Source organism: Citrobacter sp. UYEF32 (genome assembly GCF_040546205.1).
Classification (GTDB): Bacteria; Pseudomonadota; Gammaproteobacteria; order Enterobacterales; family Enterobacteriaceae; genus Phytobacter; species Phytobacter diazotrophicus.
In genome coordinates, this window is record NZ_JBEPNI010000012.1 from 79,934 (window position 1) to 92,096 (window position 12,163).

Genomic DNA, 12,163 nt, shown 5'->3' on the forward strand with positions numbered 1-12,163 from the left:
TGCAATTTATGCAACGTAAAAATGTGGAGTCTGTCTCATGGATTTACGTGACCTGAAAACCTTCCTGCATCTGGCGGAGAGCCGCCATTTCGGCCGCAGTGCGCGCGCCATGCACGTCAGTCCCTCCACGCTTTCAAGGCAGATCCAGCGTCTGGAAGAAGATCTTGGCCAGGCGCTATTTGTTCGTGATAACCGCACCGTTACGCTCACCGAAGCGGGTGAAGAGTTGCGGGCATTTGCTCATCAAACTTTATTGCAGTATCAGCAACTGCGCCACGCCATCGATCAGAAAGGACCGTCACTGTCAGGCGAGTTACATATCTTCTGCTCGGTCACGGCAGCCTACAGCCATCTGCCACCGATTCTCGATCGCTTCCGCGCCGCGCATCCTTCGGTAGAAATTAAGCTCACCACCGGTGACGCTGCCGATGCGATGGAAAAAGTGGTGACAGGGGAAGCCGATCTGGCGATTGCCGGTAAACCGGAAACACTGCCTGGCGCAGTGGCATTTTCGATGCTGGAGAATCTGGCGGTGGTGTTGATTGCCCCGGCGCTGCCTTGCCCTGTTCGCAGCCAGGTCTCTGTGGATAACCCTGACTGGGCTACGGTGCCGTTTATCATGGCGGATCAAGGTCCTGTTCGCCGCCGCATTGAACTCTGGTTTCGTCGCCATAAAATCAGTAACCCGTCGATTTATGCGACAGTAGGCGGCCATGAAGCGATGGTCTCCATGGTGGCACTCGGCTGTGGCGTGGCGCTCATCCCTGAGGTGGTGCTGGAAAATAGCCCCGAACCCGTACGCAACCGTGTCATGATTCTTGAGCGCAGCGATGAAAAAACCCCCTTCGAACTGGGCGTTTGCGCACCGAAAAAGCGGCTACATGAGCCTCTGATTAATGCATTCTGGGAAATTGTTCAGGCTAAATAAGGAGAAAATGATGCGTATCCAGGTCCTGTTGTTAACCGTAGCCATTGCGGCATGTTGCACTGCCCAGGCTAAACCAAAGGGCGTTACCGTACAGGATGTAAAACATCTGGCGCTGAAACAGTGCCTGGTGACGAATTACCAGGCCCGAACGCCAGAAGGCACGCAATCAGCCTCCTCGAAGGATGCATCATTCCTTGTCGAGAGCTACGCATTAAGCAATGCTGGTGTCTGGGACGAATTTCAGAAATTCGTCGCTAAAGAGACGAAAAATTTTGATCAGCTAACGATGTCGTTACACCCCGACCATGCTCAGACCGCCAATAACGTGCTGGCGCAATGCATGAAATTTTATGAATCGGACAAGCTGGATAAGTATGTACGAGGGACAGTGATGAAGTGACACAAGGGGTGCCCCTTCTCACTTATCCTTGTAGTTATAAATCATCGGGATCGATCTGTTTCATCGTTTCCACAGTCATCAGCCACTGATACAGCGGTTCCAGTTGACGAAACCCTTCGGCCAGCAGATTCACCAACCCGGCGTGGAACAGCTTTTCCACGTCGTTATCGGTCGCCATCACCGCGAATGTTTTGCACTGATACCAGTTGGCAATCGCCGGATCGAGGTCTTTCACAAGCGGCCGCTTGTAACGCTCAGCTTCCAGCGCAAACGGCGGCTGGCAGCATTCATCGGCTATCTCCAGAAATTGTGCCGGACGCTGCTTCAATGTATGGCGAAAAAGGTCCATCGTTGATTTGCTGGCGCTGTAATACCCCAGGCCATAGCGCAGGGTGTCCGGGCTGATCTCAAAAAAGTAAACCGGCGCGTCCGTCCAGTTCTTTGCCGGGCGTTTGAAGGTCAGCCACATCCGGCTGCGATAAAGGGATTTATCGTGAGAGAAACGGGTATCGCGATGAATGCGCGACAAGGTCTTACCAATCGCGGAGCGTGTTTCCAGCAGCGGATCAATTTCCAGCATCGTGGGAGCCAGGTCGTCCACCAGCGCACGAAAAGGGGTAAGGATACTGCGGTCATAGATAAAACGATGCTCTTCAAACCAGGTCTTGTCATTTTCGATGCGAACTTGCTGGAGGAAGTCGAGCCCTTCCTGAGCAAAGCCCTGAAAGCGTCCTGCCATGTGCTTCACCTGTTTTAGCGGAAATGTTCTGCTGCATTATGCCGCCGCGCTCGCCAGACAAACAAGGCACGAAATATCGTGCCTTGTTTTGTAAGAACCTGACGCTAGCCCGCAAGGAAGAAGCGAAATGCCGGGTTGTTGGTCTCATCATGGCAATCGTAGCCAAGCTCGTTGAGGCGGGTTTCAAAATCCGGCTCATGGTCGCCCAGTTCGAACGCCGCCAGCACGCGACCGTAGTCAGTACCGTGGCTACGGTAGTGGAACAGCGAGATATTCCAGTGAGTACCAAGCGTGTGCAAGAATTTCAGCAGCGCGCCGGGTGATTCCGGGAACTCGAAGCTGAAAAGTCGCTCGGTAAGCGGTTTCGAGGGACGACCTCCGACCATATAGCGCACATGCAGCTTCGCCATTTCGTCATCGGAAAGGTCCACCACGCTGTAACCGCCTTCGTTCAACAGTTGCAGGATCTCTTTGCGCTCTTCCAGCCCGCGGCTTAAGCGCACGCCCACGAAAATACAGGCATCTTTCGCATCGGCAAAACGGTAGTTAAATTCCGTGACGGAACGGCCGCCCAATAGCTGACAGAATTTCAGGAAGCTACCTTTCTCTTCCGGAATGGTGACGGCCAGCAGCGCTTCGCGCTGTTCGCCCAACTCACAGCGTTCAGAAACGTAACGCAGACCGTGGAAATTCACGTTGGCACCCGACAGGACATGCGCCAGACGCTCGCCACGGATCTTGTGCTGAGCGACATATTTCTTCATCCCTGCCAGCGCCAGGGCGCCAGAGGGTTCAGCCACCGCACGCACGTCCTCGAACAGGTCTTTCATGGCAGCGCAGATGGCGTCGCTGTCGACGGTAATGATATCGTCAAGATATTCACGGCACAGACGGAACGTCTCATCGCCAATACGTTTAACGGCAACCCCTTCGGCAAACAGACCTACTCGTGGCAGGTCGACCGGATGCCCGGCATCCAGCGCCGCTTTCAGGCAGGCGGAATCTTCAGCTTCCACAGCGATGACTTTGATTTGCGGCATCAGTTGCTTAATCAGTACGGCTACCCCAGACGCCAGACCGCCACCGCCGACGGGTACGAAAACGCGGTCAATGTGGGCATCCTGTTGCAGCAGTTCCAGCGCCAGCGTGCCCTGACCGGCAATCACCATCGGATGATCAAATGGCGGCACCCAGGTAAAACCCTGTTGCTGAGAGAGTTCAAGTGCTTTGGCTTTTGCCTCATCGAAGTTCGAACCATGCAACAGCACTTCCCCGCCAAAACCGCGCACCGCATCCACTTTGATTTCCGCAGTTGCAGTCGGCATCACGATCAACGCTTTGACACCAAGTCGGGCAGAAGAGTAGGCCACGCCCTGCGCATGGTTGCCTGCCGATGCGGTAATCACGCCACGGGCTTTCTGCTCGGCGGTTAAACCCGCCATCATGGCGTAAGCGCCACGGAGCTTAAAGCTGTGCACCGGCTGACGGTCTTCACGCTTCACCAGCACAATGTTGTCGAGGCGCGAAGAGAGTTTTTCCATTTTCTGCAGGGGGGTAACCTGCACCGCCTCATAGACCGGTGCACGCAGCACCGCCCTGAGATACTCGGCCCCCTCAGGGGAGCCGGATAGGGGTTGTGAATCAGCCATAATTAGCCACCCAGTTTTGATTTATCGCGCACCGCGCCTTTATCTGCGCTGGTGGCGAGGCTGGCATATGCACGCAACGCGAAGGAAACCTGACGTTCGCGAGATTTCGGCGTCCAGGCCTGAGCGCCACGGGCTTCCTGCGCTTCACGACGTGCCGCAATTTCGGCATCGCTCAGTTGCAGTTGAATACCCCGGTTCGGGATGTCGATGGCGATCATGTCGCCATCTTCAATAATGGCAATATTGCCACCGCTCGCCGCTTCCGGAGAAACGTGGCCAATGGAGAGGCCAGATGTACCGCCGGAGAAACGGCCGTCAGTGACCAGCGCACAGGCTTTACCCAGGCCCATCGACTTAAGGAACGTCGTCGGGTACAGCATCTCCTGCATGCCCGGCCCACCTTTTGGCCCCTCGTAACGGATAACAACAACATCACCCGCCACAACCTTACCACCGAGGATCGCTTCTACCGCATCATCCTGGCTTTCATAGACTTTTGCCGGGCCGGTGAATTTCAGGATGCTGTCATCCACGCCTGCGGTTTTTACGATGCAGCCGTTTTCAGCGAAGTTACCGTACAGTACGGCCAGACCACCGTCTTTGCTGTAGGCATGCTCCAGAGAACGGATACAACCCTCAGCGCGATCATCATCCAGCGAATCCCAGCGGCAATCCTGCGAGAAAGCCTGAGTCGTACGGATACCAGCAGGGCCGGCACGGAACATTTTTTTCACCGCCTCGTCCTGCGTTACCGTGATGTCGTACTGCTCCAGCGTCTGCGGCAGGGTCAAACCGAGTACGTTTTTCACGTCGCGGTTCAACAGACCTGCGCGATCCAGCTCACCGAGGATCCCCAGTACGCCACCGGCACGATGCACATCTTCCATATGGTATTTCTGCGTGCTCGGCGCCACCTTACACAACTGCGGCACTTTGCGGGACAGCTTGTCGATATCACTCATGGTGAAATCGATTTCGGCTTCTTGCGCTGCCGCCAGCAGGTGCAGAACGGTATTGGTAGAGCCACCCATCGCGATATCCAGTGTCATGGCGTTCTCAAACGCCGCTTTGCTGGCGATATTGCGTGGCAGCGCGGAAGCATCATCCTGCTCGTAGTAGCGTTTGGTCAGTTCAACGATGCGCTGGCCTGCGGTAAGGAACAGCTCTTTACGATCGGCATGGGTCGCCAACAGCGAGCCATTGCCCGGCTGAGAAAGACCCAGCGCTTCGGTCAGGCAGTTCATTGAGTTAGCGGTAAACATACCGGAACAGGAGCCGCAGGTCGGACAGGCAGAGCGTTCAACCTGCTCGCTTTGCGAGTCGGATACTTTCGGATCCGCGCCCTGAATCATCGCATCAACCAGATCGAGCTTGATGATTTTGTCAGAAAGCTTGGTTTTACCAGCCTCCATCGGGCCACCGGAGACGAAGATCACCGGAATATTGAGGCGCAGTGACGCCATCAGCATCCCTGGGGTGATTTTGTCACAGTTGGAGATGCACACCATGGCATCCGCACAGTGGGCATTCACCATGTACTCAACGGAGTCCGCGATCAGTTCGCGTGATGGCAGTGAATAAAGCATGCCGCCGTGACCCATGGCGATACCGTCATCCACGGCAATGGTGTTGAACTCTTTTGCCACACCGCCGGAGGCTTCAATCTGCTCAGCAACCAGCTTACCGAGATCGCGCAGGTGCACGTGCCCCGGCACGAACTGGGTAAACGAGTTCACGACAGCAATGATCGGCTTACCGAAATCGGCGTCTGTCATCCCGGTTGCGCGCCACAGCGCGCGGGCGCCCGCCATATTGCGGCCATGAGTGGTGGTGGCGGAACGGTATTTAGGCATGCTTTATTTACTCCCAGTCTGTCTACAAAACAGGGCGGTGCGTGCCGCCCTGTCGTTTTGTTTATTGATTAACTTGATCCAACCAGCCCCATTTATCTTCGGTTTCACCGGTGAAGAGGCCAAAGAATGCTTGCTGAATACGTTTGGTGACCGGGCCACAGCGACCTTCGCCCACCTGGATGCCATCCACGCTACGAACCGGCGTGATTTCTGCCGCGGTGCCAGACATGAACACTTCATCGGCCAGGTACAGAGATTCGCGGGACAGGGTTTGCTCGCGAACTTCAATGCCGAGTTCTTTTGCCAGTTTGATGATCGCATCGCGGGTGATGCCCGGCAGAGCGGAAGAGGTAAACGGCGGAGTGAACAGCACGCCATCTTTCACTTCGAACAGGTTTTCACCCGCGCCTTCTGAAATATAGCCGTTCACGTCGAGCGCAATACCTTCCTGATAACCGTGACGACGTGCTTCGCTGCCAACCAGCAGAGAAGAAAGATAGTTACCACCGGCTTTTGCCGCAGTCGGGATGGTGTTCGGTGCAACGCGGTTCCAGGAGGAAACCATCGCGTCGATCCCCTGCTCCAGCGCTTCTGCGCCGAGGTATGCCCCCCAGGGGAAAGCTGCGATGATCACATCAGTGGTATAACCTTCCGGCGGGTTAACGCCCATACCTACGTCACCGACAAACACCAACGGACGAATATAGGCGCTGGTCAGGTTATTTTTGCGAATCACCTGACGGCAGGCTTCCATCAGTTCATCAACACTTTGAGAAACCGGGAAGCGGTAAATTTTGGCTGAATCACGCAGACGCTGCATGTGCTCACGATGACGGAACACCACCGGCCCTTTGTGCGAGTCATAGCAACGGATACCTTCAAACACGGAAGTACCGTAATGCAGGGCGTGGGACATTACATGAACCTTCGCTTCTCCCCACGGAACCATCTCGCCATTGAACCAAATGTAATCAGCTTTTTTCGTCGTCATTTTAATTCCTTTGCGCTCAGGCGCGGATCTGTTGTGATGATGTTGTACATTGCTGGATATCAACCCGGGCGACATCGACCAGTTTGCTTAGCTGGCTAAACAGTAATTCGACGGGGCGCGGACTGGCAACGGTCAATTCAATATTTATATTCTGCGCGTCGGTGGCCGCTTCCATGTTCATTGAGCAAACCTGAAAGCCACGGTGGCGCACCACACGTAATACACGTTCTAACGTTTCCGGGTTGAAGCGGGCCTGCACGGCGACCTGATGTTGCATCATGATAATTTCTCCAGCATTTCTGCATTACTGGCACCTGGTGGTACCAACGGCCAGACATTCTCAAGCTCGTCGATTGAGACATGAAGCAGGTAAGGCCCCTCGCAGGACAGCATGGTGTCGAGTGCCGCTTCAACCTGGTCTTTACGGGTGATGTGCTGGCCGGGAATGCCGAAGGCGCTGGCCAGAACGAGGAAATCGGGGTTATCGGTAAGCGTTGTTTCGCTATAACGTTCGTTGAAGAATAACTGCTGCCACTGGCGAACCATCCCTAAACGCTGATTGTCCAGTAACACGATTTTCAGCGGTAACTGCTTGCGTTTTACGGTGCCGAGCTCCTGAACATTCATCATGAAGGAGCCGTCACCGGAGATACAGATTACCGTATCATTCGGGCGAGCCACCTGCGCCCCAACGGCGGCTGGCAGGCCAAAACCCATTGTGCCCAAGCCGCTGGAGGTGATGAAGTTCTCCGGACGAGTGTAAGTCATGTGCTGAGCGGACCACATCTGGTGCTGACCCACATCGGTGGTGACCACGCTGTTGGCAGGTTTGCGATCTGACAGTTGTTTTAACAATAACGGTGCGTAAATCGCGTCACCCGGATGATCGTAACGCCAGGCGAACTCTGTACGCATATCGGCATTAAATTGACGCCATTCGTTAATCTCTAAATTCTGTTGCAGCGCGGGCAGCAGTGCATTCAAATCGCCTTGCAGGCTGACATGGGCCTGACGCAATTTGTTCATTTCAGCCGGGTCGATATCCATATGAATCACTTTTGCATGCGGGGCAAAGGTGTTCAGTTTGCCGGTTACACGATCGTCAAAGCGTGCGCCCACGGCGATGAGCAGATCGCACTCCTGCACCGCCAGATTTGCGGCTTTGGTGCCGTGCATCCCCAGCATGCCGAGATACCATGGATAACTATCTTCAACCGCACCAAGGCCTTTCAGTGTGCAGGTCACTGGCATCCGGGTGGCGGAGAGGAACGCACGCAGCGCCGGAACCGCCTGCGCCATGCCTACACCGCCGCCAACATACAGCATCGGTTTTTTGGACTGAGCCAGCATCTGGTATGCCTGTGCCATTTCTTCATGCGGGAAGGAGAACTCGTCTTCGACGGTGGAGAAATGCGGTTCCAGATCACCGGAGGCTAACTGGATATCTTTAGGGATATCAACAAGAACCGGGCCAGGGCGGCCTGAGTTTGCCACCTGGAAAGCTTCGGCAATAACGCGCGGCAGCTCCTCCAGGGACTGCACCAGAAAACTATGTTTAGTGCAGGCCAGCGACAAACCGAGAACGTCCACTTCCTGGAAGGCATCGGTACCAATGAACGGTGCCGCAACCTGGCCGGTGATGGCAACCACAGGAACGGAATCCAGCAGCGCATCTGCCAGCCCCGTGATCAGGTTGGTTGCACCCGGACCAGACGTGGCGATACAAACACCGGTTTTCCCCGTGGAGCGCGCATAACCGATCGCCGCCATTGCCGCACCCTGCTCGTGCCGACACAACAGATGTTCCACGCCGCCGTCATACAATGCATCGTAAACCGGCATAATTGCGCCACCCGGATACCCAAAGACCGTATCAACCTGCTGTGCCCGCAACGCATGTACTACCCATTGTGCGCCATTCATAGTTAGTTCCCCGCCGTAAATCGGGAGAAACAGAATTTTGTGCTACTACTCATTCTCTGCTCCTCGTTTATGTTTTTAGGTCATAAAAAAACCCCCGGACCTTTCGGTGCGGGGGTCTTAGTTCGTTAAGGCTTGATTTTTAAGCCTTTCCTCGTCCAAGTGCAGCCCCGCACGGTGGGATAATAATCACCACCACGCTAATCACAATCAGGCTAATCACTCGTAGAAGGGCTGTCATTTTCTGTACTTTCTGGCTTCATGTTCGAAGGAATGCCTAAAGAGTTATCACAGATATAAGACATGACACAAGAAATTTTTATGACGCGTTTTTTCTTTAGCAAAACAATCTCAATGAAAAGCTTTGTTTTTTATAAAGAAAAACTTAAATGAAATAATTTCATTTTTTTCAACGGTAAAAGGGCTTTGGGACATCAACTTGTAACATGCGAGGAGCGTTCCAGAAAAATATAGATCGTCCGCAATCGTCCAAAAAGTGTGGAAGCCTGCACGCAAACCTTCCTTTTTTCAGGAAGCCAACGTCCATTTACGCCGCATACTTACCTTTCACAAGGAGGTGTTATGACGTTGTCGGTTATTTACACACGCGCAGCGCTGGGGGTTTGTGCACCGTTAATCACCGTTGAGGTGCATATCAGCAACGGTCTTCCCGGCCTGACAATGGTCGGTTTACCGGAAACAACGGTGAAGGAAGCACGGGACCGTGTACGTAGCGCAATCATCAATAGTGGCTACGAATTTCCCGCGAAAAAGATCACTATCAACCTGGCGCCGGCGGATCTTCCCAAAGAGGGAGGGCGATATGATTTACCTATCGCGATTGCGCTTCTCGCGGCTTCTGAGCAATTGCAGAATATCCAACTTCATCGGTTTGAGTTCGTGGGTGAATTGGCCCTTACAGGGGCGTTACGTGGCGTTCCCGGGGCAATATCAAGTGCCATGGAGGCAATCAAGGCAGGCAGATCCATTATTGTCGCGGCAGAGAACGAGGCCGAGGTGAGCCTTACGGGAACGCAAGATTGTTATATTGCCGAGCATCTGCAGGCTGTATGCGCCTTTCTTGAAGGCAAACATGAGCTATCTCCCCCCTCTGCCCATTTTATCAGCGACAACCAGGATACAGCGCAACACGACCTAAGCGATATCATCGGCCAGGATCAAGGCAAACGCGCGCTGGAGATTACCGCTGCTGGCGGACATAACTTATTGTTGATCGGTCCACCGGGGACAGGTAAAACCATGCTCGCCAGCAGGCTTGGTGCGTTGTTGCCGCCCCTGAGCAACCAGGAGGCATTGGAAAGCGCGGCAATTCTGAGTCTGGTAAATACCTCCGGATTGATACGTCAATGGCGGCAGAGACCTTTTCGCGCACCGCATCATAGTGCCTCACTTACGGCCATGGTTGGCGGTGGCGCAATACCGGGGCCAGGGGAGATCTCGCTGGCCCATAACGGCGTGTTGTTTCTTGATGAACTTCCCGAATTTGAGCGTCGGGTGCTGGACGCGTTGCGTGAACCCATCGAGTCAGGGCAGATTCATATTTCCCGTACGCGGGCAAAAGTAACTTATCCTGCCCGTTTTCAACTTATTGCCGCCATGAATCCCAGCCCGACAGGGCACTACCAAGGGAACCACAACCGCAGCACACCGGAGCAGACACTGCGCTACCTTGGGCGCTTATCCGGGCCATTTCTTGACCGCTTCGACCTATCGCTTGAGATCCCGCTTCTGCCGCCCGGCATGCTGAGTCATAGCCAACATGACAGCGAAAAAAGTAGCGTTGTTCGTGCACGGGTTATCGCAGCACATGAGCGACAGTACCAACGGCAAGGGAAGCTCAATGCGTTACTGGAAAATAGCGAGATGAGGGATTTTTGCGTGCTCACGCAAACGGATGGACAGTGGCTGGAAGAAACACTGGTTCGGCTTGGCCTTTCAGTACGGGCCTGGCAACGTTTATTGAAAGTAGGAAGAACCATCGCCGATCTGGATGGCGCAGAAAGTATTCAGCGCGAGCATCTACAGGAAGCGCTCAGCTATCGTGCCATCGACAGGCTACTCATCCATTTGCAGAAAATGTTGGGATAAAAAAAGGGGCCGTAGCCCCTGTTTTTAATCGTCAGATTCCGTGTAGTCCTCATTCCCTTCCATCTGCGGTTTGCCACCGGACAGGGTATGAAAACGCTTTGGACGCTTAATGCGTGACATATACTTAGACCAGACGCGTTCTGCTTCGGTATCTGGCTCGCGCTCGCCGCGACATACAGCGACGAAACGGATTTCTTCTTCTGTGGTCGGTTCACGCTTCCCGAGATCCAGCTCGTTGAAAGCATAACCGTGACGCTCAAGCAGCTGAGCTTCTTTGATGGTGAAATCACCATGACGGGAAAACCCGCGCGGATAATGTTTGTTATCAAAAAAACGATTAGTCGTCGTAAAGCTTTCCGCCATCCTGCACGCTCCTAATTCTTTGGCCGAGCTATTTATGGCGCGGAGTATTAGTTACGCTTGACAGAGTGTAAAACAAAACATTTAAATCATTACGACAAATAATTTTGCGGAGAAACCTGTGGATACGGAATTGCTAAAAACTTTCCTGGAAGTCAGCCGAACTCGCCACTTTGGGCGCGCAGCTGAAGCACTCTATTTAACCCAGTCAGCGGTGAGCTTTCGTATTCGTCAGTTAGAAAACCAGCTTGGCGTGAACCTTTTCACTCGCCATCGCAACAATATCCGCCTGACAGCGGCCGGAGAAAAACTCCTCCCCTATGCCGAAACGCTGATGAATACCTGGCAGGCGGCACGCAAAGAAGTAGCTCATACATCGCGACACAATCAATTTTCTATCGGCGCAAGTGCATCGCTATGGGAATGCATGCTTAGCAACTGGCTTGGGAGGTTGTATCAGCTCGAGGAAAGCCTGCAATTTGAAGCACGAATTGCACAGCGACAATCGCTGGTCAAACAGTTACATGAACGTCAGCTTGATCTCTTGATCACAACAGAAACGCCCAAAATGGACGAATTTAGCAGCCAGTTGTTAGGTCACTTTACGCTTGGCCTCTATTGCTCGACGCCCGAAAAAACGAAGTCACAGCTAAATTATTTACGCCTGGAATGGGGGCCGGATTTTCAGCAACATGAGTCGGAATTGATTGGCAGCGACGATGTACCAACGCTAACCACCAGTTCTGCTGAGGTCGCTCATCAGCAACTGACACTATTAAATGGATGCGCGTGGTTACCCGTATCCTGGGCGCAGCAAAGGGATGGCCTGCATGTTGTGGCTGATAGCACGACGTTATCCCGACCGCTTTACGCTATCTGGTTACAGAATAGCGATAAGCAAAACCAGATCCGCGAGCTATTGAAAATACAGGTAATTGAGTAAAGTCAACGCATCCGCTATGGATGCGTTTGAATTGCTTTGTCAGAAAAAAAGCAAAAAAAATCCTTTGCCTAAGCAAAGGATTTTTTCTTTTTCTGGCAGGGGCGGAGAGACTCGAACTCCCAACACCCGGTTTTGGAGACCGGTGCTCTACCAATTGAACTACGCCCCTAAATAGGGTGGCGGAACGGACGGGACTCGAACCCGCGACCCCCTGCGTGACAGGCAGGTATTCTAACCGACTGAACTACCGCTCCACCGAATACTTCTGTAA

General features: G+C 53.6%; 13 protein-coding genes and 2 tRNA genes. 4 read left to right on the top strand and 11 right to left on the bottom strand.

All coding sequences use genetic code 11. From position 1 onward, the window contains the following. The first annotated feature begins 37 nt into the window (after positions 1–37). Both ilvY and ABIB59_RS25085 read left to right on the top strand, forming a co-directional pair. Positions 38–928: an HTH-type transcriptional activator IlvY gene (gene ilvY / locus ABIB59_RS25080; RefSeq protein ID WP_071195544.1), complete on the top strand. Its 891-nt coding sequence runs from the start codon at positions 38–40 to the stop codon at positions 926–928. A 10-nt stretch (positions 929–938) separates the two neighbouring features. Then, positions 939–1,328, top strand: coding sequence for a hypothetical protein (locus ABIB59_RS25085; protein ID WP_107223986.1), 390 nt, complete (start codon positions 939–941; stop codon positions 1,326–1,328). 34 nt (positions 1,329–1,362) lie between these two features. Here ABIB59_RS25085 and ABIB59_RS25090 read toward each other — a convergent pair whose 3' ends face one another. The 8 genes from ABIB59_RS25090 to ilvL all read right to left on the bottom strand — a co-directional run bounded on the left by ABIB59_RS25090 (position 1,363) and on the right by ilvL (position 8,721). Beyond that, entirely contained in the window at positions 1,363–2,067 is a 705-nt protein-coding gene (locus ABIB59_RS25090) for a DUF2461 domain-containing protein (RefSeq protein WP_110296404.1), read from the bottom strand. 104 nt (positions 2,068–2,171) lie between these two features. Then, positions 2,172–3,716: a threonine ammonia-lyase, biosynthetic gene (ilvA, locus tag ABIB59_RS25095; protein ID WP_039077000.1), complete on the bottom strand. Its 1,545-nt coding sequence runs from the start codon at positions 3,714–3,716 to the stop codon at positions 2,172–2,174. A 2-nt stretch (positions 3,717–3,718) separates the two neighbouring features. Continuing rightward, complete coding sequence (gene ilvD / locus ABIB59_RS25100) at positions 3,719–5,569, bottom strand: dihydroxy-acid dehydratase (RefSeq protein WP_071195542.1); 1,851 nt, start codon at positions 5,567–5,569, stop codon at positions 3,719–3,721. 61 nt (positions 5,570–5,630) lie between these two features. Then, on the bottom strand, positions 5,631–6,560 hold the full coding sequence (locus ABIB59_RS25105) for a branched-chain amino acid transaminase (protein ID WP_039076998.1): 930 nt from the start codon (positions 6,558–6,560) through the stop codon (positions 5,631–5,633). 16 nt (positions 6,561–6,576) lie between these two features. Continuing rightward, a complete protein-coding gene (gene ilvM / locus ABIB59_RS25110; protein ID WP_039076997.1) occupies positions 6,577–6,840 on the bottom strand; it encodes an acetolactate synthase 2 small subunit in 264 nt (87 codons plus the stop codon). Continuing rightward, positions 6,837–8,483: an acetolactate synthase 2 catalytic subunit gene (ilvG, locus tag ABIB59_RS25115; protein WP_071195540.1), complete on the bottom strand. Its 1,647-nt coding sequence runs from the start codon at positions 8,481–8,483 to the stop codon at positions 6,837–6,839. Before ilvG ends, ilvM begins: the two co-directional genes overlap by 4 nt. Positions 8,484–8,485: 2 nt before the next feature. After that, positions 8,486–8,536 carry a peptide IlvX gene (gene ilvX / locus ABIB59_RS25120; protein ID WP_206780280.1) on the bottom strand — a complete coding sequence of 17 codons (51 nt, stop codon included), beginning with the start codon at positions 8,534–8,536 and terminating at the stop codon, positions 8,486–8,488. A gap of 86 nt (positions 8,537–8,622) precedes the next feature. Next, positions 8,623–8,721, bottom strand: a complete 99-nt coding sequence (ilvL, locus tag ABIB59_RS25125) for an ilv operon leader peptide (RefSeq protein WP_032229281.1) — start codon at positions 8,719–8,721, stop codon at positions 8,623–8,625. Between the two features lie 341 nt (positions 8,722–9,062). Between ilvL and ABIB59_RS25130 the strand changes: the two genes are divergently transcribed. Further along, positions 9,063–10,589, top strand: a complete 1,527-nt coding sequence (locus ABIB59_RS25130) for a YifB family Mg chelatase-like AAA ATPase (protein ID WP_165159423.1) — start codon at positions 9,063–9,065, stop codon at positions 10,587–10,589. Positions 10,590–10,613: 24 nt separating this feature from the next. Here ABIB59_RS25130 and ABIB59_RS25135 read toward each other — a convergent pair whose 3' ends face one another. Then, positions 10,614–10,952 (bottom strand): MaoP family protein, encoded by a 339-nt coding sequence (locus tag ABIB59_RS25135; RefSeq protein WP_039076994.1) that lies wholly within the window; start codon positions 10,950–10,952, stop codon positions 10,614–10,616. 88 nt (positions 10,953–11,040) lie between these two features. Between ABIB59_RS25135 and hdfR the strand changes: the two genes are divergently transcribed. Next, on the top strand, positions 11,041–11,892 hold the full coding sequence (hdfR, locus tag ABIB59_RS25140) for an HTH-type transcriptional regulator HdfR (protein ID WP_369944960.1): 852 nt from the start codon (positions 11,041–11,043) through the stop codon (positions 11,890–11,892). Positions 11,893–11,985: 93 nt separating this feature from the next. Here hdfR and ABIB59_RS25145 read toward each other — a convergent pair. Further along, a tRNA-Trp gene (locus ABIB59_RS25145) sits at positions 11,986–12,061 on the bottom strand. Between the two features lie 8 nt (positions 12,062–12,069). Then, positions 12,070–12,146 (bottom strand) — tRNA-Asp (locus ABIB59_RS25150). Positions 12,147–12,163: the final 17 nt, after the last annotated feature.